This is a genomic window from Desulfocicer vacuolatum DSM 3385 (genome assembly GCF_900176365.1).
GTDB lineage: Bacteria > Desulfobacterota > Desulfobacteria > Desulfobacterales > Desulfobacteraceae > Desulfocicer > Desulfocicer vacuolatum.
In genome coordinates this window covers 50,435-70,591 of record NZ_FWXY01000009.1, presented here as the reverse complement: position 1 = coordinate 70,591, position 20,157 = coordinate 50,435, and the positions used below count along the sequence as shown (strand labels likewise).

Below are 20,157 nucleotides of genomic sequence, written 5' to 3'. Positions count from 1 at the left end.
AAATGGAACCAAGGGATGTTGTGATAAATCAGGAACCGGTGGAACTTTATAAAATTCTTAAGTTTGAAAACCTTGTCATGAGCGGCGGAGAAGCAAAGCATGTGATTGCACAAGGATTAGTTACACTGAACGGCAAGGTGGAGACCCGGAAACGAAAAAAGATTTTTGCCGGGGATGTGGTGGCGTTTCAGGGGGAAGAGATGCACCTGGTGGTGCCCGGCTGATTTAAAACTGATTTTAAAAACAAATTTTCACACCAAAGAATTTATTTCTTGACAAACAAATGATTATTATATAAAAGTTCTTTCCGTTGAGCGGGAATAACTCAGTGGTAGAGTGCGACCTTGCCAAGGTCGAAGTCGCGGGTTCAAATCCCGTTTCCCGCTCCACTTTTTTTCTTTTTTCCCCCCTTCCTTTTTTCTTATTTCCAGACATTCATTGCATTGATTTCTCTTCCCCCTTGTATTTATATACCTCAACTGATACAGCTTCTTAAATGCATTAGCTGCCATGGGTGAACCTTATTCTGATCCGGTTCTGTCACAACAAAGACGGAGACTCTCCCCGAATTTGCGGGAAATTTTAAATAAAGCACCCCAGGCGGATCTTAATTTTGATCTTAATATTCAAAACGGGCTTGGTCATAATGTCTGCCATTTTGTGATAAAATTTTAGCGGCAAAAACCAATATCTGCAATTACAGTCTCTTGGGGTTAATAAAACATTATCTCACGTACAGTGGCCCAGCTGATGATCAACCCTTTCAAAATTTAAATTGCTCATCATTCATTGCCAAAAGGGGGAATTTACATGTCGGTACAGACCTTTACAGTTTATGATATCTTTGAAATGAATGCCAGACGATATGCCACCGGCATTGCCGTCACCGAACAAGACCGGACACTGACCTTTGAAGCGCTCCTGGAGCAGGTGAACACCGTGGCCCAGGGCCTTTTAAACCATGGTATTGCCCCCAAAGACCGCATTGCCATCCTGGCCATGAACCATCTGGAATACCTTGTGCTTAAAGGTGCTGCCGCTGCCATGGGTGCCATTCTGGTCCCCATTAACTGGCGACTCTCCCAGGATGAAATCGCATATATTCTGGAGGACTCAGGGGCAAAGCTGCTCTTTTTTGATGATGCCTGCAAAGCACAGCTGGACGCCCTTGTAAATGCCGAACAATTCACCGGCACCCCGGTGTCCATATCCGGAATCCACAAAAACGGGCCCGGCTGGGAAGATTTTAATCAGCCCCCGGTATCAGCAAGCCCTTTGACCCCTCCGGAACGGGACGATATATTCTGCCTGATCTACACCGCCGCCGTGGAAGGCCACCCCCGGGGAGCGGCCCTGTCCCATGAAAATATGGTCATAAGCAATCTTCAAACCTGTCTGACCATGGGACTGACCCGGGAAGATGCCTACCTTAACATGGTGCCCCTGTTTCACATCACCGGCATGAATCTGGCTCTGGCCACCCTGCACATGGGGGGTAAAAATATTATCATGGAAAAATTTAATGCACCGGAAGCCATTGCCCTGGCCGCAAAAGAGAATGTTTCCCTTGTGGCAAGCTTCCCCCCCATTCTTTCCACCCTGCTGGATAACATGAAACAAGGAGACCTTACCTCCATCAACCATGTCACCGGCATTGATTCCCCGGATAATATAACAACATTCACCCAAAAAACAGGGGCACAATTCTGGATACTCTACGGCCAGAGTGAAACCTCGGGTTTTGTTACCCTTTCCGACCATTCCCTCATGCCCGGCGCTGCCGGTAAACAATGCCCGGTTTCCAACATTGCCGTACTGGACGATGATGACACCGCCCTGCCCCGGGATACCCCCGGGGAAATCGCTGTGCGGGGGCCTGTAGTGTTCCAGGGATTCTGGAAAAAAGACGGAAATCTTGATCGATCCACCATACGCAACGGCTGGCACCACACCGGTGACATGGGCAGAATTGACAAAAACGGCTTTCTGTGGTTTGAAGGCAGAAAACCTGAAAAGGAGCTCATTAAACCCGGTGGAGAAAATGTCTACCCTGCTGAGGTGGAAAAAGTGATATTGACCCATCCAGATGTGCTTTCTGTGTGTGTCATCGGGGTACCTGATCCCAAATTTGGGGAGGGGGTTAAAGCGGTGTGTGTCAAGAAACCCGAGGCAAATCTTGACGGCCCTGCCCTGATTGCCTTTGTGGGGGAACGCATTGCCCGGTACAAAAAACCCGGTTATGTGGAATTTGTTGATGCCATGCCGGAAAAGGAAAATGGCACCATTGACCGCATGCAGGTCAAAGAAAAATACGGACGGGCCTGAGTTCACAGCCAGATCTATTCACAAAAAAGACACATAATCAAAAAGGAACATATCCCTTGGCCGGTATCCAGGAAATTCTCACAATTATCTTACTTATCACCTGCATCATTTTCCTGCCACGCCTGTTTGGGGGGGGCAGACCTTCTGCCGGTAAAAAAAAGGCCGGGCCCATCTCCCCTTCGGGTAAAATGCGCCTGGCCATTGTGATGTCAATCCTTTTTCCCCTGGCCATGGCAGCGGTACTGCAACCCTGGCATGGGGAAAACCGACTCATATTTCTTTTTGGGGGAATTTTCCCCGTTGTCATGTGCTGGGCCGGGGTATGGATTTTCCAGGGCTTCAAAAAAAAATAAACACCCCCTCTTTACAGATCCGTCAAGATCACCGGCCAAAAACAGATTTAAGCAATTCAGTGGTCTGCTCCACCGGATTTTCCCGGATGGCCGCTTCCTTTTGTGCCATGTAGTAAAATATCCCCTCAAGCCCTTTATCCAGAACATGCTGGGTAAGATCCGCCTTTACATCGGGCACAAAGGGAATGTCTTTATATTTTCCCATGAGCTGATCATAGGCATTCACAGCCCCCACCTGGGCCAGGGTATCATCAACAATGGGCCGCATTTCATCGGACAGTGGCAGGGACATTTTCTCCTTGAAATACCGGGTGGCAGAATCTTTGGGTCCATCATAAATGGTTTTGACATCCTCAAAACTCATGTCCGTGATGGCTGAAAGAAACAGATCCTTTGCCTTGGGTGCCGCGGCCTCTGCCGCACGATTGAGTTTTAGTTCCAGGTCATCGGCCATGCCGGAAAGCCCCACCGTACCTAAGATGGATTTTACTTTTTCCAGTGTTCCGGGCAGGGGAATATGGATGGCATCATCCTTATTAAATCCATCTGCTGCCCCCACCTGATCCACCACTGCCTGGGATGCCATGGACAACGCCTCTTTAAAGGCATCGGTGATCTGGGACACGCCGGGTCCCCCAGTGCTTGAAACGCCGGCATTTTCCCCACTGCCCCCTGAAACCGAATTCAAAAGATCTGTCCCGGTTTTCAACCAGGTGTTACCGGCAGACACCGGATTTGAACCAATGATAAGAAACAGAAAACCTGCAATGATGAGCACTGCAAAACCAACCGAAAATCTTTTTGTCAAATTTTTCATGGTCGTCTCCTTTTACTTTTCAAATGTGGAAAAAATTGAGCATCGCGTTTTGCCTGAAAATTGCAAGTGTCATTTTCCCGGATATACAGGGCGCCGGACATGCAGCGACAGTAGTCTGTCACAAATATCCGGGAACGCTTCAGATCCGGCCATAGGGCGCTCCCGGAGGGTTCAATTGAATGCAATTTTCAGGTTTTACTCTTTAAACGTAAGGGTTGCATCCTTTGGCAGGGCAAGCCCCACACCCACCTCCAATGTTTTCAACACGCCGGAAATCACCGGACAGGAGACATGGGGAATGGTTTTTAAGGATACATCCAGCACCTGGGAATTTAAAGTACCGGTTTTCTTATCCTTGAACAGTTCAGTCATTACATTAATCTTCTGTCCTTCCAGCACCCCGTTCACCTTTCTCCAATTGGGGCATTCACTCTCAATGTGAATCATGGCCTGATATCCTCCCTGATCTTCTGCCTTTACCACGGTGGTAAACCCACAAATACCGGCAAAAATCTTCATTTCCGTCATTTTATTTCCTCCCGGATCTTAATCTATAATATTATCATCATTTTTCATATTGGCATATACAATAACCTTTGCCAATTTTTTTAACCCATTTTAAAATCCACACATAGATATATTTAAACACCCTGTCAAGGTAACATATGGCTTTTATTTTACCTGATTTGCAACCTATTGAACAGCCAAGGCCACAATTCAGGATTAAACATGCGGTGGCGTATAACACCACAGCATATGGGAAATATCGGCTATCCTGAAATCAAGCGATGACAATGGACTCTTTTAAATTTGGCCAAGGTGTTGATATACGATTTATTATTTTTCCTGCAATTCCAGGGCAAAAGCTTTGAAACGCCGGGCCTCTTCACTGTTGCCAAGGTGTTCATAAACAGCGCTTACGTTTTCATAATACAATGCCCGGTTATCTGGATCTTCCATCACCAGATCAAGATAAATATCAATGATCTGAAGGGTCATGATCCCGGAAGCAACCCCTGCATGGGCAAATTTTTGTTTCAGCTCTGTGTCCGGTGCCCGGCCACATCCGCTACAGGAGGCCATGAGCCCGGAGTAAAGCTGAAAGGCCTTGTCCGGATAGCCCCGGGTTTCATAAACAGCCGCCAGTGCCCTGAGAATTGAATCATCCATCCCATTTTGATCCAGGGCTTCCCGGTACAAGGTTTCTGCTTTTTTTAACTCCCCTTCCAGACACCAGGTTTCTCCTTTGAGCAATACCATGGGCACCCAGTGAGTCATGGAGTCCGGGCAGGCATCCAAAACACGGTGGGCCCGGTCAAAGGCCTTTTGCATCCACAACACCTCACACAATACATAGTACCCCCTCACCGAACCGGGGCACCACGCCAGAAATCCCATCAATAACGCCTCGGCCCGGTGAAGATCCCCCAAATTAAGTAAAGCCGTGCCAAGCTCCAGGGCTATGTAATTTTCAGTGGATGCGTTCTCTTCAACGGCCTGCTCCAATGCAGTGAGCGCCCCTTGAAAATCCCCGGCATTCAAGGCAACAACCCCCTGAACAAAAGCATCCCCATATTCTCCATAGGCAGCCTGTTCATCCTGGGAAAGCGTACTGAGTATCACCTCAAAGGTTTCAAGGGCTTCCTGGCTGTCCAATTCTTCATCCGGCAACTGCGCCACACCCGGTTGAGTGTCAGGATCTGCTCTTTTTTCATCAACAGCCCCATGCTCCGGTTCCCGGGATGAGGAACGGCAGACATTTAAAGCTGTCTCAATGTCCTGAACCAATCCCGGGGATGCGGTGAGTTCAAGGGCCAGGGAGAGAATCTCACCGGCCTCCCGGTGACACCCGGATTCCATGAGTTCATGCCCCTTGTTAAGATGCTGTCGGGCCAGGGCGTCACAGCAGCGAGCAACCTTTGAATCCAGATTTTCCAGAAAATCCCGGGCCCGGGCCGGTTTTTTCCCATGACGGTCCCTGGCCTTTTCATAATCAATTTTTGCAAGACCAAATTGCCCCCGGTCAAACAAAAGATCCCCATTTTCCATCAATGCTTCGGGTGTTTTTCCCGATAAGAAACTGAAAAAACCCATTATGTTTCTCCGTGTTTTGCCAAATTAGAATAAAACGCCATCCATCACTAACAGTCCCCTGTAATTTTGTAAAGCCACAAAAAAAACCGTTGGTGCATCAGCATCAACTGTCCCAAAAACAAAAAAAGATTTTTCCCACCCCTCAGGGTGAAAAAAATCTTTTCTGTTCAAGGCCGGTCAGCCCGGCGGCATCACAGCACACCGGACCCATTAAAAATGCTTAAATTCCCGGCTCTTCTCTGATATTTCGCAAAAAGGCGATGATCATCACGACCATGAGAATCATAAAAGGAAATGAAACCACAAAGGAAACCGTTTGAATGGCCTTTAAGCCCCCGGCAACCAGCAGCATGGCTGCAATGGTGGAACACAAAAGCCCCCAGAAAATTTTGAGTCCGTTCTTGGGATCAAGGCTGCCACCGGAACTCATCATTCCCACCACATAGGTGGCGGAATCAGCAGAGGTGACAAAAAAGATGGAAACAATAATCATGGAAAGCAATGACATAAGACCACCCATGGGAACGTTATCAAACAACACAAAAATGGCTGTGGTAACATCCTTGAATGTGGCATCGGCAATGCCCACGGCACCATTGGCAAGTTCCAGACTGATGGCCGAGCCCCCCAGAATACTGAACCAGATGGCACACAACAGTGTGGGTGCCAGAAGTGCCCCCAATACAAATTCACGGATGGTCCGTCCCCTTGAAATACGGGCAATAAAAGCCCCCACAAAAGGTGCCCAGGTCAACCACCAGGCCCAATAAAAAACTGTCCAGGCACCCACCCAGTCATATCCGGCATGTTTTTCCACACCTCCGGTGGTATCCATGAAAAAACTTAGCCACACAATGTTTTGAAAATAATTTCCCAGGGACTCCAAAAGGGTTTGAAGAATATAAATGGTGGGACCGATGAACAGCATAAGGAGCATTAATCCAAAGGCCAGAACCATGTTGATGTTGGAAAGAATCTTAATGCCTTTGCTGACACCGGTTACAGCGGAAATAATATAAAGCACCGTCACAACCACAATAATAATGATGGAAACCGTTGTGCTGTTGGGAATCCCGTAAAGTTTATTAAGACCGGTGGACACCTGCATGGCACCCAGACCAAGGGAGGTGGCCACACCAAAAAGCGTCACCACCACGGCCAGGGTATCAATGGATTTACCAATAATTCCCTTAACCCCGTCAATGCCTATGAGGGGTTTTAAAATGTAACTCAGCAATGCCGGGTTTCCTTTACGAAAATGGGAATAAGCCAGCAGCATGGCAACCACCGCATAACAGGCCCAGGGATGAAGCCCCCAATGGAAAAACACCGTTCTCATGGCATCGGCAGCGGCCTGGGGGGTTTTAGGTTCCGCAAAGGGAGGGCCTGCAAAATGATAAATGGGTTCGGCAACGCCCCAGAACACAAGGCCGATGCCCATGCCGGCGGCAAACAGCATGGAAAACCAGGCCATAAGGGTAAACTCTGGTGTTTCATCGTCCTTTCCAAGTTTAATATTACCATACCGACTGAATGCCATGACAAAACAAAACAGCACAAAAGCTGCCACGCATAACAGGTAGGTCCATCCAAAGTTATTAATGAAAAATTTAAACAGGGTGTCAAACAGTCCTTTTACGCCTTCCGGCGAAATCATGGTGGCCACGATAAACGCAGCACAACAGAGCACCGATGTGATGGTGATGCCCTTGTCAATGGTGTTGGATTGTGTCGTCATTAAATACTCCTGTAATCTGAATTATATCATAAAACTGTCATGGGCAGCCCTTATTTTAATCCGGTTCTACCCACAACAACGCCTCCAACGATCAATTTGATCGAAACCTTGGAAAGCAAAAAGAGAACGGTTCTGCCCTTCCATGTGGTTAGAAGCGCAACAGTTCGGAACTCATTATGGCCATAACTGATTAATGCAATGATCTATGTTTGTCAACCTTCTTTTTAAAGGGATATCTAACACCTGCAGCAGCAATGACTCCCTGGATATATGGATAAGGTATTATTTAGAAATAGTTATGCATACCTCAATTTTTAAGAAAATATATTTTCATTCACGAAAAATAAAACAGAAAACCGGTTGTTTTAATCAAAAAAACAATGAACAGGAGAAATCAAGAATTCTTTTCATAAAACGTAATAGACCATGGGGCCGAACTTCTCATTTCACATACCGCATGTGAAGATTTCAATCCCCAAAAAAAGCATTATGTGGCGACAAATTGGAAAATTTATGACCGAAAAAATAATAACGCGCCAGGGAATATTCATCCCTGGCGATGTGAGGAAATATGGAGAGCAAGGCGAAAATCAGGAATTAGTGATACATATTTTCAATGTGATCCTGATAATTATCCATGATCACATTTTTTTTCACCTTAAATGTGGGGGTCATCATCTTGTTCTCAATGGTGAATTCCGGCACAATGGTGACTTTCTTTAATGTTTCAAAGGAGGGGAGTTCCTTGTTTTTGCGGGCGACTTCCCCATCAATGAGTTGAATCACTGCATCATGGGCAAGCAGGTCTTTGGTGGTGGCGCACTCATTGAAAAATCCCTTTTCCCGGGCATAGGCGGTGACATTCTCCTCATCCAGGGTAACAATGGCGCTGAGAAATTTGCGCTGATCCCCCACAACACAAACCTGATTAATGTATTTAGAGGTGCTCATGAGACCTTCGATGGCAGAAGGCGCCACATTCTTTCCACCGGAGGTGATGATAATCTCTTTTTTTCTGCCGGTGATTTTCAGAACATTGCCTTCCAGGATTTTTCCAATGTCTCCACTTCTGAGCCATCCGTCTTCGGTGAAGTTTGCCCGGGTCTCATCGGGCATTTTATAATAGCCCTTCATCACATTTCTCCCCTTGAAAAGGACTTCACCGTCATCGGCAATTTTATGAAACAACCCTTCACCCGGAGGGCCCACCACACCAAAATCATATTTATCAAACCGATTCAAATTACTAAAACTTGTGTTTTCTGTCATGCCAAGCCCCTCCAGGATCAAAAGCCCGGTGGCATGGAAAAAACGTGCAATGTCCGGACTCAGGGGAGCCCCCCCGCTGATGCACCATTGAATTTCCCCCCCCAGAGCGTTATGAATTTTGGAAAAAACAAGCTTTGTGGCAATGCGATATTTAAACTGAAGCATGGAGGGAATGGGCTGTTGCGCCAGTTTGTACTTACCCACCGCCTCTCCCACGGCCAGGGACCAGTTGAATATTTTTTCCGTGATGCCGCCCTTGGCTTCCACATCCGAAACCACCCGGGTGTGAATTTTCTCAAATATCCGGGGAACACTGACAAACCAATGGGGAGATGCCAGTTGAAAATCATCAAGCAAGGTATTGATACTCCGGGCAAATGTGGTGCGATTTCCAACCAATACAGCCCCATAACTACAGGTCCTGGCAAACACATGGGCCAGGGGAAGAAAAAGAAAGTTATCTCTCGCTCCACGGAAATTGCCACTGTGAAATACTGACTGGGCCGTTGAAGTAATGTTATCATGGGTGAGCATCACACCCTTGGGAAGGCCGGTGGTTCCCGAAGTATAAACAATCCCTGCAAGATCACCGGAATCCACCCGGGCTGTACGATCATTAAAATCCTCATCGGAAATATTCTTCCCAAGCCCGAGAAAGGTCTCATAGGAAATAATCCAGTCGTGTCCGGGCATATCGCCCTTGAGCATGATCACCTGCCGAATCTCTGGAATTTCTGCCTTGATTTCCAGAAGTTTTGCCACCTGTTTCTCATCTTCTGCAAACACCACAACCGCATCACTATGATCAATGATATACTGACAATCCTTGGGAAGGTTGGATTGATAAATACCCACGGTGACACCACCGATACTCATATTGGCCATATCGGTCAATACCCAGCGATAGCTTGTGTAACTGAGAATATTAACCTTGTCGTCCTTTTTTACCCCCAGGGCCATGAGACTTTTAGCCACCTGCTTGACCTGTCGGTAAAATTCGCTCCAGGTGACAGAGTCAGGAACCGCATTGTCATCAAACCAGCGATATGCCTCCTTGTTAGCGTGCTCATTCACTGTTTCTAAAAGCATCTGATGGACCCCCTGATAATCCCTGAACTGCATAACACCTCCTGCGACTGATATGACATTTAAAATAGAACGGGAACCCTGCGGACACCGAAATGCGGGTTACCCGGTTTCCCACCATATACCTTGACCATGCCGTGGCCTGCCAATCTTAAATTGCGCATCCCCCCTGACAGCATAAAAAACAAAAAAATTCACAATAAACATAGTTCATAAAAACAAATTATTTTTTTCTTTAATAATTCCAATTCACCAAGTCAAGGAAAAAATATTTTCTCTTGAAATATTCCACATCCATTCCATGACCTTACAGGCAGCGCATGGTCAAAATTGAAATCCACATTGATAAATTACAGTACGGCATCTTTGAAAATCGAAAATGGTGAAATTAAGCTTGGACCGCACACTGCTTTACCCCCATTTGAAAACACACTGCCCAATGGCAACATTGTTCTAAAAAGTGTAAAAGGATTCAAAACACTAACTAATTTTACCTTAATGTCTTGATTATTGCGGGGAAATAAAATAATCACATGAAGCACAATGAAAAAATAAAAATAGAATCGTCTTTTTAAAATCCACAGGAGTCTCTGATGTTAAATCATGTTCCATTGTTACTCATCGCTGCCCTGGGCGGCATCATGGTATCACTGCAGGCCCAGCTCATGGGAATCATGGACAGGCAAATGGGCACATTGGAAAGTGTTTTTATCACCTATGGACTGGGAGGCCTTATCATTGGTGCTGCCATGCTGTTTTACCGTGGCGGCAACCTTGCGGCCTGTGCATCGGTGCCATGGTACAGCATGTTATCAGGCCTCATGGGACTCATTATTGTGGGAAGCATCGGCTACACCGCCCCACGGCTGGGACTGGTTCCTGCCATGACCATTCTTGTATTGGCCCAGTTTGCAGCAGCGGCCCTTATTGACCATTTTGGCATGCTGGGGGCTGATATCCGCCCATTGACGCTTATCCGGGGCTCCGGCATTGTGGTGATGCTGGTGGGGTTATGGATGACATTGCGTTGATCATAAAAATCAATACTGACTTTTATGCCAAACAATGCCATAATGTCGGGTTATGGGCAGACAGGCCGTGATTCCACCATTGAAGTTGAATCAAGGATGCCGGTTGCCCTTTCCAGCTGAATTTGACTCCAACCAATTGGAATCAGAGTTTAAACTTAATTTTCACAGGTGATTTCATATGGAAAAAGACATACCGCAACCCTATGACAAATACATTAAAGCATTGATGGATATCAGCGGTGCCATTACCTCTGATCTTTATCTTGAAGATATCCTGAAACTCACTGTAATGGTCACAGCCAAAGTCACCGGTGTTGAAATCTGTTCCCTGTGGCTGGTGGATGACACCTGCCACCCTCCGCAAATTCGCCTCAAGGCCACCCAGGCCTTTGACCGGGATTACATTAAAGATCGTTCTTTGGACATGGATGAAGGGGTGGTGGGAGCTGTACTCACCGGAAAGGCACCCATTATCATTGAAAATGTGCTTCAAGACCCCCGGTTTAAAGAAAAAGAGATGGCCGACAAACTGGGACTGATTTCCATGGTGGGGGTTCCCCTGCAGGTTCTGGATGATCGCATCATAGGGGCTTTGAACTGCTTTACCTCCACCCCCCATCTGTTTTCTGACACAGAGGTCAATCTAATCCGCACCGTTGCCAACCAGGCGGCCATTGCCATTTTAAATACCGAACTGATGGTGAAGACCCAGGTGATCCAGGAAGAACTTGAAACCAGAAAAATGGTGGAACGCGCCAAGGAAGTGTTGATGATGCGACAGAAAAAAACCGGGGAAGAGGCTTACAAATGGATACGAAAACGCAGTATGGACACACGAAAATCCATGCGATTTGTGGCAGAAGCCATTATGTTGTCCGAAGAACTGACCCGGGAGTTTAAGTGATGCCCTTGAACCAGGAATGTTCCACCAGCCGTCACATCATGGGAGCGGTTAGAGTCTAACAAAGCCGTGGGCATGTGTAAAATAAGCGCCCAGGCCATGGAATTTAATGTTTGAATCTTTCTGAAAACAAAAAATCCCCGGGCAGAAATCTACCCGGGGATTTTATTTCAGCAAGCCACCAAGATGACTTAAAGACTGAGTAAAACGGCTGACTACAACACTGTTACGTTAGTTGCAGCAGGACCTTTCTGTCCCTCTTCAATGTCAAAGGAAACTCGATCTCCTTCATTCAGAGACTTGAAGCCCGTTGCATTAATTCCGGTGTGATGTACAAATACATCTTTTCCGTTTTCTTGTTCAATAAAACCAAAACCCTTAGAGTCGTTAAACCATTTTACAATACCATTAGCCATATTGGCAATCTCCTGAAAAAAAATATAAAGTAATACCGGTTTCCAACGTATCAGTCATGACACACTTTATGTCATATATTATAACTTTTTGTGAAAACCTATGCGCATCCATGTAATAGCGCAATTTTATTTATTATAAAGAAAGTAAAATAAAAGTCAAGTCCTGATCGCTCTTTTTTCAAATGTTTTGTGATATGAACATCAGCCCCATATGTATGCTGAAATCTTACCACTTCTTTTTACAATTACAACGGCTTTAAAGGCAACATTCAACACCCTCTGTCATTGCGATATACACCATGTTTCATGTAATAAAATTTCAAAAAACTCAATTATTCACATCCATTTGTCGGGTAAAATGAAAAACACACCCCCGGGCTTCACAATGGGCCTTCAGATTTTTAAAACAACTGTTTTTTATCAGCAGGCTTTCCGAATCAGGGATCATGGAAAAAAAGGCATGGCTGCCCATGACAATCAATTTGGTTCTGGCCCGGGTCATGGCCACGTTGAGTCGATGGGGGCTGTTTAAAAATTCACCGGCCAGATGGTCGGGATCAGATGCGGTCATACCAAAAAGAATAACATCCCGCTCTGCCCCCTGGACCCGCTCCACGGTATCCACCAAGGGAAGGCAAGGGACGGCATTTCCGGGCATGGCACCGCTGCCTTCCCGGTGGGCGGTCACCCTTGCACCCAGTTGTTTTAAAATGGCATTGTTCTGGGCCCGGTGGGGTGAAATCAAGGCCATGTCATGGGGAGACACCCCGTAAATATGCATTAATCTATGGGCCAGATCCACCATGAGATTTGCTTCCATATCAGACTGCTGGGAACATTCCACCCCGGTCTCGTGGGAGGTGATCTGCAGATCCTTTTGGGACATCTGCTCCCGGATGGTCCATTCCAGCACCAGATTTCCGGCAGATCCCAGAAAAGTGCGATAATGATATCGAGCTTTTTACCCGGTATCACATCCACACCGTTTTTCAGCAGTACCCGCTTTTCACCTTGTTTGATCTGATCCTGGAACAATTTTTTTGTCCGGGTGAAAAGCCCTGACTCCCCGTTGAGTTCATGGGTAAAGGCAAACACCGGATAAAATCCACCCAGGGCGTTTTCCGGGCAAAAGATGTTGTGGAGCAGTTCATAGCTTTTGCTGCGGCTGGTGATCCGGGTCTGGCAGATGGATTCCCCCTCATCAAACAGAATCACCCATCCCTTGAATCCCAGATTGCGAAACAGGGCTGCCAGGGCCTTTACCGTGTCAAGGTACTGAAAAGATTCTTTGCACACCAGGGAGTGTTCCTTATAAAAGGAAACCTGACGATACTGGAACATGGCAGACAATCGCCAGGCAGGGATATCTTTGCCCAAAAGCGCATTTTTCAATATCCAGGGAAATTCCCGGGGTTTAAGGCGGGCATGCTTTTTAAACTTTCTCTCCCGGGCAGAAAGGGCCACATTGGGAGATGACAGGGCCGCAAGGATGGCTTTAAAGCGATGGGGCATCTGCCGGGGTATGAGATCCAGGCAGGTGTTATGGCTGTTTTCCGGCAAAGAAAGCCATTGTTCCACACGTTTTTTCCACACCGTTGCAATGGATTTTTCCCCTCCAGGAAATGCCATGCCCGCCATCACAGCCCTGTAAACCGCCTGGAAGCTATGAAACGGCACCTGGCGCGGATCAAGGTTCATGTGGCTCACCACAAAATTATCTCGAGGCTTTTTTCGTTGGCAAAGGCCTTGGTCGATAACATCAATAACAAAAGCCTGACCCCGTCGGCACACTGAGCCCATCGGTACATTTAAAAATGCCAGCTTTGAAATGAAGCCCGAAAGTTGATATATTTACAGAACCAACCCGAATATTTACGGGCAATATTTTATTTTTCCCACAGATTAAAATATCTGTGTCACCGAAGGTATATCACAATCCTGCGCCACCCTCCACCGACGTGCATGTTTTTTATCAATCCCACACCGACGGCGCATCACTGTCAAGCTGTTTTAATCGGGGATCATCCCTGTCAAAAAGGGTACAGGTCTGGGAGTCCGGATCAAATACAATCACCACTTTTCCCGATTTCAGGTGGGCAAACACCTGGGCAACCCTTGTTTCCAGGGGCACTTCAACCTCTCCGTAATCGGTCCCGTCCCGGGTGAGAAACTCCTCAACAACCCCCCTTAAGGCCCGGGGGCTTAATTGATCATGGGGCACTTTAACGGCTGCCATCTGTTTTAATTCCTTTTTTCAGTGTGGATAGCTTTTTTCCGGCAGGGCATTTTTTAATGCGGATTTCAAATTTAAGGGCATCACTTTTTGTCATTTTTTCTGTGGTCCCCAGCAGTTCAACGGGCCGTCTTCCCCGGGTGTATTTTGCCCCTTTTCCGGCATTGTGCACATTAATTCGTGCATCAACATCATTGGTGATACCGCAATACAGGGAGTGATCGGAACATCTTACCAGGTAAACCTGCCAGTTTTTCAACGGTTCTCTCCATTTTTCCGGCAACCTATAAATACGTGATGTCCGGGGCCACATGATGGCTCTTCAACCCCTCATCAATCAACCCCAGCAGTTTTGCTTTTTCATCGGGGAATTGATATCCTTCGTATCCATGGGACAACAGAAGGCGCCCCGAAGCATTGAGCCAATTATTTCCGGCATGGTCAAAACAGACCCGGGATGTCACATCCAAAGCCGTGATCATCTCTTTGAGTTCCCGGAGCTGCTCATGGGGCGTTAAGATATGCATCTGCCCTTTTTTGATCCAGGTGTGCATGGCCGTTCCCGGAATGGCCCGGAAAGGACGGGATCGAATGTAATCGGGATTAATGGCAGAAAGCACCCGGGCCGTATTCAAGGCATGGCCTGTGGTCAATTCCCTGCCGCCAAGTCCGGGCATCCAATATTCCGAAACCTGGAACCCGGCTGCCATGGCTTTCTTACCCCCGTCTATATGCCCCTGGGCTGTTACCCCTTTTTTGATTTTTGCTAACAGCTCGTCATCTCCGGTTTCAAGGCCCAGGTGCAGCCGATCCAGACCGGCCCTGCGAATGGCAGTCAAATCTTCCAGGGATCTTTGGGCAAGGGTTCTGGACCGGGCATAGGTGGTTACCCGCTCAATGGAGGGGAATCGATTCCTCAAATACTTTAAGGCTGCCATGAGGTTTTCGGGTTTCATGATGATGCTGTTGCCATCCTGGATAAAGGCAGTCCTGCCCCCGGCACACAACCAGTGAAAAAACATGGCAAACCCATTGTGGCGGTTCAGTTCCGGTACCTTGTCCATGAGACCCATGGCCGCATCCCGGGTGATCTCCCCCCCTTGTCCCAAATCCATGGAAATTTTTCTTAAATCATCGGCCAGGGCGGCCATGGCATCCATATCCCCTTTGAGTTCGTCAAGGGATCTGAGTTGAAATTTTTCACCTTTATACATGCTGCAAAACGCACAGTGGTTCCACGGGCAGTTACGGGTGAATCGAAGGAGTAAAGAAGCACTTCCACCTTCACTGGGGGGACGATAAACACCGGTCTCAAATTGATATTTTTCAATGGCGTAATCTGACATGTAAATAATTCCTGTGTGTTAAGAAGAGAAGATAAAAATAACTTGAGCAAAATAACTTACATTTGCCCCATCCACTGCATTGCATCAAAGGAAAAATGGGGCCGGGCAGCACCTTTTTTATTTCATCTGCGATCCTGAAGATAATTTGCAAGGTACTATCTTATATTTCAAGGCGTGAATCAACATTTTTATTACGGTATGAACGTGCACCAATCCCGGTGCACAAAAAGCAAAAGATGATGGATCCTGCCCAGACAGGAGGGAACATCAAAAAAAAGCCTTAACAAACAAAAAAAGCCCCAATGACATAAGTCAAAGGGGCTTTTTTAAAACTATATCCAGCCTGAATATGAATCAATCATAAAGATCAAAACAGATCAAAGCGGTATATGCAGATATAACTAAATTACAGTTACATTTCCTGCTGCGGGACCTTTCTGGCCCTGCTCAATATCAAAGGACACGCGGTCCCCTTCATTAAGGGATTTAAAACCGGTTGCATTGATGCTTGAGTGATGAACGAAAAGATCCTCTCCGTTTTCCTGCTCGATGAAACCAAAACCCTTAGAATCGTTAAACCATTTTACTGTACCTGTAGCCATGTGACAATCTCCTGAAAAATAAAGTTTAAATGTTCCAAACCTGAGGTAGATGTCACACACATGTGCTTTTCCGACAAATTATTTTTCCTCTAAGTGCGAAACTGAACAAGCCTTGACATAAGACTGCTCTGATCTGAAACCTTCCCTGGATAAAATCCAAGAAAGTCTTGCTTATATATACCGCCTTAAATTCATATCCCTCCAAAGGGGGCACTTAACAAATTCAAAACAATATATGCTGTAACTAAATTACAGTTACATTTCCTGCTGCAGGACCTTTCTGGCCCTGCTCAATATCAAAGGACACGCGGTCCCCTTCATTAAGGGATTTAAAACCGGTTGCATTGATGCTTGAGTGATGAACGAAAAGATCCTCTCCGTTTTCCTGCTCGATGAAACCAAAACCCTTAGAATCGTTAAACCATTTCACTGTACCTGTAGCCATTGTGACAATCTCCTAAAAAAATAAAGTTTAAGTGTTTCAAACTTTGAGGTAGTTGCCACACGGATGTGCGTATTTGACAAATGCTTCTTTCCCCTAAGTACGAAACAGGCAGATTTTAACATTAAAGCCTGCCTAATTTTAAAAAAATAATAAATAGGGGAGATAAAAAAACCCGAATATATTATATTATGAGCCAACTGCCTGATCAAATAAATTATAAGAATAATTTTTAACCTTCAAGGCAGACGGTCAAAAGCAAAAAAAATGGGCATCTGGAAAAAAGCCAGACACCCTTTTCAATGATTCAATTTCACAAGTATATTCGAAAGAATGGTAGTTGTCAACCTTTTATTTGGGTTCTCCAGGAACAAACCCCATGATTTCCTCTGAATACTTTTTCACTGGGATGGAGTTATGAATATTTATCACGGCCTTTTTGTGGGAAAAAAATTTTGACATACAGCAGGAAAGCTGTTACTAACATCAACCGTTTTGAATATATGATCAAAAATTCAAGTTTGCCGCAGCAAACATTGGTAAGTGAGAAAAATGATTTCCTTAGATCTGTTTCATGATTTTGTTCGGGGCCCCCTGGCCCTATCAGCCTTTCTTATCTTTTTTACAGGAACGGCATACCAGGTATTACGTTTTTTTTATCTCAGTCAAAAAATAAAAAAAACGACACACAATCCCTTTCGCCTCTCCCCCACAACAGCTGTGTGCGCACCACCCGTGAAATCCACGGCCCGGCGCATATCTTTTTTCAAGGGCACCATTGCCGGCGTTCATCCGGTAATGACCGTGATAACCTCCCTATTTCATACCTGTCTTATTGCTGCCCCCCTCTTTCTTCTTGGGCATAACAATCTCATTGATGAATCATGGGGAATAAGTTTTTTCAGTTTACCCGAAGGCATCACGGATATCATGACAGTAATGGTTATTGGATGCTCCCTGTTTTTTCTCTTCCGGCGCATATTTAGTCCAAGGGTGAGATCCATCACAACCCTTTCCGATTACCTTATTCTCCTGTTGACGGCCATGCCTTTTATCACCGGTTTTCTTGCCTTTCACCAGACCACTGCCTATAAACCGATGATTATTCTGCACATGCTTTCCGGTGAAATAATGCTTATTCTGCTGCCTTTCACAAAACTGGTCCACATGCTATTCTTTTTTATTAACAGATTTCTCATCCCCCATGAAAACAGTTTCGGCCGCGGAACCAGAACATGGTATTTCGGGGGTCCCAAATTCAGTTTTAAAAGATGGTATTTTGGAAAAAAGAAATTTGACATTGATAATTGGTGATATTTTAAGAGGTCTGAATAGTGAAAGAAACAACAGACACGGTTGATACCGGAAAAATCCGAACAACCCTCAATAAAAACAAAGCGCAAATCAGTTTATCCCTTAAACTATGCGTTCATTGTACTCTGTGTGCAGAAAGCTGCTTCCTTTATATGCACCGGGAAAAAGATCCCGTTTATATGCCTTCCCATAAATTTATAAATTCCCTGGGCAGGCTGTATAAAAAAAAAGGGAACATCGACAGAAAAGGACTGGAAGAAATAAGGGAGGTCGTCTGGGACAGGTGCGTACTCTGCACACGTTGTTACTGCCCCATGGGCATTGATATTCCCGGGATGATAGCGCTTACCAGGGGCATATGCCGTGATCAGGGTGTGCTGCCTCAATTTGATGAAGAATAAGCTGCCTCTTTTCCATTGTGCGTAACCTTGGAACAGAGAGGGGAGAAAATGCAGATGAAAAAACATTTTCAAAACTTATATGAAATACTCCGCAAATCAGAGGCGTATTTCAAACTTTGTTGTGGGCAAGACCGGATCAAAACAAGGTCTGCCTGTGGCAGTTATAAAATAAATTTCTGGACGGCTTTGACCATAGTTTGTGCGTTTGTATATTCCCCACCGGCCTTTGCCCAAATGGAAAACATATTGCTCAATCATGATTTTTCCTGTTTTCAAGGTAAGACCGGCGGCACAAAAGAGCGCTCACCGGTGATATTTCCCCATGAGGCCCACATGGATGTACTGGAGTGTCTGGATTGCCATCATCTCTATGAAAATGGGGAAAATGTTTTAGATGAATCAGACCTGGAAGAGGGTGATCCCAACACAAACTGTTGCTCCTGCCACAATTCTACCACAAAAATCAACCTTGAAGATGCATTTCACAATTCATGCATCCCGTGTCACAATGAGAACAGTAAAAAATTCTGGATTCCCCGTAAGGGAATTCAATGGAAAGCCTTTTTAACGCCCAGTGATCAGCTGCTCCCCACCCTCTGTGGCGAGTGCCACATACTGCCGAAATCGACTTCCCCGGAATGATCCACACATCAAAACACGGCTTTCCGGTTCCATATCATGCAAAAACAAAAAATGGGCACTGTTCCATTTCATATAAAACGGGCATGTCCTGTGGGACAGGTATTATACCGCCGCCCCCCCGATGGGCAATGGGCCCGGACCGGAACTGTAGACAGCTCAATTGTCCGGTTCCTATTGCCCATCGGGGGGGCGGCTCTGCTGAGGTAGACCTGGGGGCTGCATTATATATAAAACTGCCACGGGCAGACCTTGTTCTGATCTCGTTCTGCCCACAACAAAAATAGAAATGCTCCATAACTATGCGGAGTATTTCATATAACCACCACGGGCGGACCGTATTTTGATCCCGTTCCGCCCACAACAAAGCTTGAAATACGCTCCTGATTTGAGGAGTATTTCATATAAAAAAAAATAAATGATTGTTCAGGAGGTATAGTTGGTTAAGATAGAAAGAAAACCCTTTGAAGAAATCAAATCCTTTATAAAAAATTATAACAAGGTTTTGAACATCGGATGCGGAGGGTGCGCCTCCGTCTGCCTGGGAGGCGGTCAAAAAGAGGTCAACGCCCTGAACATTGAGCTCAATGAAACCTTTAAGGCCGAGGGATTGCGGACCCGTATGGACGGCTATACCGTTGAAAGGGCATGCAACTTAAGATATCTTGTTGAACTTGAAGAGACTGCAGCCGACTATGACTGTATCATCTCCATGGCATGCGGAGCCGGAATACAGCTCCTTGCGGAAAAATTTTCTAACATCCCCATTTTCCCGGCGGTGAACACCATAGCCATCGGAATAGACAGGGATATCGGCGTGTATGAAGAGAAATGCCGGGCCTGTGGAAATTGCGTTCTCGGTTATACCGGTGGGATCTGTCCCGTGACCCGATGCGCCAAAAGTCTTTTTAACGGACCCTGCGGCGGCGTGAGCAACGGTAAGTGTGAACTTGACAGCTACGCTCCCTACGATATTACCTGTGCATGGTGTGATATCTATGAACGCCTTAAAAAGCAAAACCGGCTGGAAGATATCCTGAAAATTCACCAGCATGCAGAATGGGAAAACCAACTGCAACGCACAATTGTTCAAGAGCCTTATAGAAACAGGTATTGTGAAAAATATTAGGTTATTGGCGTGTAAGAATAT

General features: G+C 46.0%; 22 protein-coding genes and 1 tRNA gene. 10 read left to right on the top strand and 13 right to left on the bottom strand.

Annotated features, from left to right (window positions below):
- Positions 1-2: 2 nt before the first annotated feature.
- The 4 genes from B9A32_RS09820 to B9A32_RS09805 all read left to right on the top strand — a co-directional run bounded on the left by B9A32_RS09820 (position 3) and on the right by B9A32_RS09805 (position 2,678).
- Positions 3-224: an RNA-binding S4 domain-containing protein gene (locus tag B9A32_RS09820; RefSeq protein WP_084068887.1), complete on the top strand. Its 222-nt coding sequence runs from the start codon at positions 3-5 to the stop codon at positions 222-224.
- A 90-nt stretch (positions 225-314) separates the two neighbouring features.
- Positions 315-389: transfer RNA gene (locus tag B9A32_RS09815), tRNA-Gly, on the top strand.
- 421 nt (positions 390-810) lie between these two features.
- Positions 811-2,325 carry an AMP-binding protein gene (locus B9A32_RS09810; protein ID WP_232367114.1) on the top strand — a complete coding sequence of 505 codons (1,515 nt, stop codon included), beginning with the start codon at positions 811-813 and terminating at the stop codon, positions 2,323-2,325.
- A 56-nt stretch (positions 2,326-2,381) separates the two neighbouring features.
- A complete protein-coding gene (locus tag B9A32_RS09805) occupies positions 2,382-2,678 on the top strand; it encodes a hypothetical protein (RefSeq protein WP_084068884.1) in 297 nt (98 codons plus the stop codon).
- A gap of 28 nt (positions 2,679-2,706) precedes the next feature.
- Here B9A32_RS09805 and B9A32_RS09800 read toward each other — a convergent pair whose 3' ends face one another.
- The 5 genes from B9A32_RS09800 to B9A32_RS09780 all read right to left on the bottom strand — a co-directional run bounded on the left by B9A32_RS09800 (position 2,707) and on the right by B9A32_RS09780 (position 9,718).
- Positions 2,707-3,495: a DUF4197 domain-containing protein gene (locus B9A32_RS09800; protein ID WP_084068882.1), complete on the bottom strand. Its 789-nt coding sequence runs from the start codon at positions 3,493-3,495 to the stop codon at positions 2,707-2,709.
- 195 nt (positions 3,496-3,690) lie between these two features.
- Positions 3,691-4,023: a DUF6951 family protein gene (locus B9A32_RS09795; RefSeq protein WP_084068879.1), complete on the bottom strand. Its 333-nt coding sequence runs from the start codon at positions 4,021-4,023 to the stop codon at positions 3,691-3,693.
- A gap of 309 nt (positions 4,024-4,332) precedes the next feature.
- The gene (locus B9A32_RS09790; RefSeq protein WP_084068870.1) at positions 4,333-5,589 is read right to left on the bottom strand and encodes a tetratricopeptide repeat protein; all 1,257 of its coding nucleotides are present in this window, start codon (positions 5,587-5,589) and stop codon (positions 4,333-4,335) included.
- 220 nt (positions 5,590-5,809) lie between these two features.
- Positions 5,810-7,327, bottom strand: a complete 1,518-nt coding sequence (locus B9A32_RS09785; RefSeq protein ID WP_084068868.1) for a glycine betaine uptake BCCT transporter — start codon at positions 7,325-7,327, stop codon at positions 5,810-5,812.
- Between the two features lie 597 nt (positions 7,328-7,924).
- Positions 7,925-9,718, bottom strand: a complete 1,794-nt coding sequence (locus B9A32_RS09780) for an AMP-dependent synthetase/ligase (RefSeq protein WP_084068865.1) — start codon at positions 9,716-9,718, stop codon at positions 7,925-7,927.
- Positions 9,719-10,275: 557 nt separating this feature from the next.
- Here B9A32_RS09780 and B9A32_RS09775 point away from each other — a divergent pair.
- Positions 10,276-10,713: a DMT family transporter gene (locus tag B9A32_RS09775; RefSeq protein WP_084068862.1), complete on the top strand. Its 438-nt coding sequence runs from the start codon at positions 10,276-10,278 to the stop codon at positions 10,711-10,713.
- Between the two features lie 178 nt (positions 10,714-10,891).
- Positions 10,892-11,617: a GAF and ANTAR domain-containing protein gene (locus B9A32_RS09770; RefSeq protein WP_084068861.1), complete on the top strand. Its 726-nt coding sequence runs from the start codon at positions 10,892-10,894 to the stop codon at positions 11,615-11,617.
- 212 nt (positions 11,618-11,829) lie between these two features.
- On the opposite strand, the gene B9A32_RS09765 is transcribed toward B9A32_RS09770, so the two are convergent.
- The 8 genes from B9A32_RS09765 to B9A32_RS09725 form a co-directional block, all read right to left on the bottom strand.
- Positions 11,830-12,030 (bottom strand): cold-shock protein, encoded by a 201-nt coding sequence (locus B9A32_RS09765; protein ID WP_084068859.1) that lies wholly within the window; start codon positions 12,028-12,030, stop codon positions 11,830-11,832.
- Between the two features lie 328 nt (positions 12,031-12,358).
- Positions 12,359-12,850, bottom strand: a complete 492-nt coding sequence (locus B9A32_RS09760; protein WP_232367113.1) for an AAA domain-containing protein — start codon at positions 12,848-12,850, stop codon at positions 12,359-12,361.
- Positions 12,811-13,728: a BREX system ATP-binding domain-containing protein gene (locus B9A32_RS09755; protein WP_232367112.1), complete on the bottom strand. Its 918-nt coding sequence runs from the start codon at positions 13,726-13,728 to the stop codon at positions 12,811-12,813. The genes B9A32_RS09760 and B9A32_RS09755 overlap by 40 nt, the downstream gene beginning before the upstream one ends.
- 274 nt (positions 13,729-14,002) lie before the next feature.
- Positions 14,003-14,266 carry a YheU family protein gene (locus tag B9A32_RS09750; protein ID WP_084068857.1) on the bottom strand — a complete coding sequence of 88 codons (264 nt, stop codon included), beginning with the start codon at positions 14,264-14,266 and terminating at the stop codon, positions 14,003-14,005.
- Entirely contained in the window at positions 14,253-14,522 is a 270-nt protein-coding gene (locus B9A32_RS09745) for a GIY-YIG nuclease family protein (RefSeq protein WP_084068855.1), read from the bottom strand. The genes B9A32_RS09750 and B9A32_RS09745 overlap by 14 nt, the downstream gene beginning before the upstream one ends.
- 25 nt (positions 14,523-14,547) lie before the next feature.
- Positions 14,548-15,609, bottom strand: a complete 1,062-nt coding sequence (locus tag B9A32_RS09740; protein WP_084068854.1) for a radical SAM protein — start codon at positions 15,607-15,609, stop codon at positions 14,548-14,550.
- Positions 15,610-16,010: 401 nt separating this feature from the next.
- Positions 16,011-16,211 carry a cold-shock protein gene (locus B9A32_RS09730; RefSeq protein ID WP_084068850.1) on the bottom strand — a complete coding sequence of 67 codons (201 nt, stop codon included), beginning with the start codon at positions 16,209-16,211 and terminating at the stop codon, positions 16,011-16,013.
- Positions 16,212-16,455: 244 nt separating this feature from the next.
- On the bottom strand, positions 16,456-16,656 hold the full coding sequence (locus B9A32_RS09725; RefSeq protein ID WP_084068850.1) for a cold-shock protein: 201 nt from the start codon (positions 16,654-16,656) through the stop codon (positions 16,456-16,458).
- A 549-nt stretch (positions 16,657-17,205) separates the two neighbouring features.
- On the opposite strand from B9A32_RS09725, the gene B9A32_RS09720 reads away from it, so the two are divergent.
- From B9A32_RS09720 to B9A32_RS09700, 4 genes are all read left to right on the top strand, one after another.
- On the top strand, positions 17,206-17,967 hold the full coding sequence (locus B9A32_RS09720; RefSeq protein ID WP_084068848.1) for a hypothetical protein: 762 nt from the start codon (positions 17,206-17,208) through the stop codon (positions 17,965-17,967).
- Between the two features lie 20 nt (positions 17,968-17,987).
- Positions 17,988-18,368, top strand: coding sequence for a 4Fe-4S dicluster domain-containing protein (locus B9A32_RS09715; protein ID WP_084068847.1), 381 nt, complete (start codon positions 17,988-17,990; stop codon positions 18,366-18,368).
- A gap of 246 nt (positions 18,369-18,614) precedes the next feature.
- Positions 18,615-19,010, top strand: coding sequence for a cytochrome c3 family protein (locus tag B9A32_RS09710; RefSeq protein WP_232367111.1), 396 nt, complete (start codon positions 18,615-18,617; stop codon positions 19,008-19,010).
- 436 nt (positions 19,011-19,446) lie between these two features.
- Entirely contained in the window at positions 19,447-20,136 is a 690-nt protein-coding gene (locus tag B9A32_RS09700) for a methylenetetrahydrofolate reductase C-terminal domain-containing protein (protein WP_084068845.1), read from the top strand.
- The last annotated feature ends 21 nt before the right edge of the window (positions 20,137-20,157 follow it).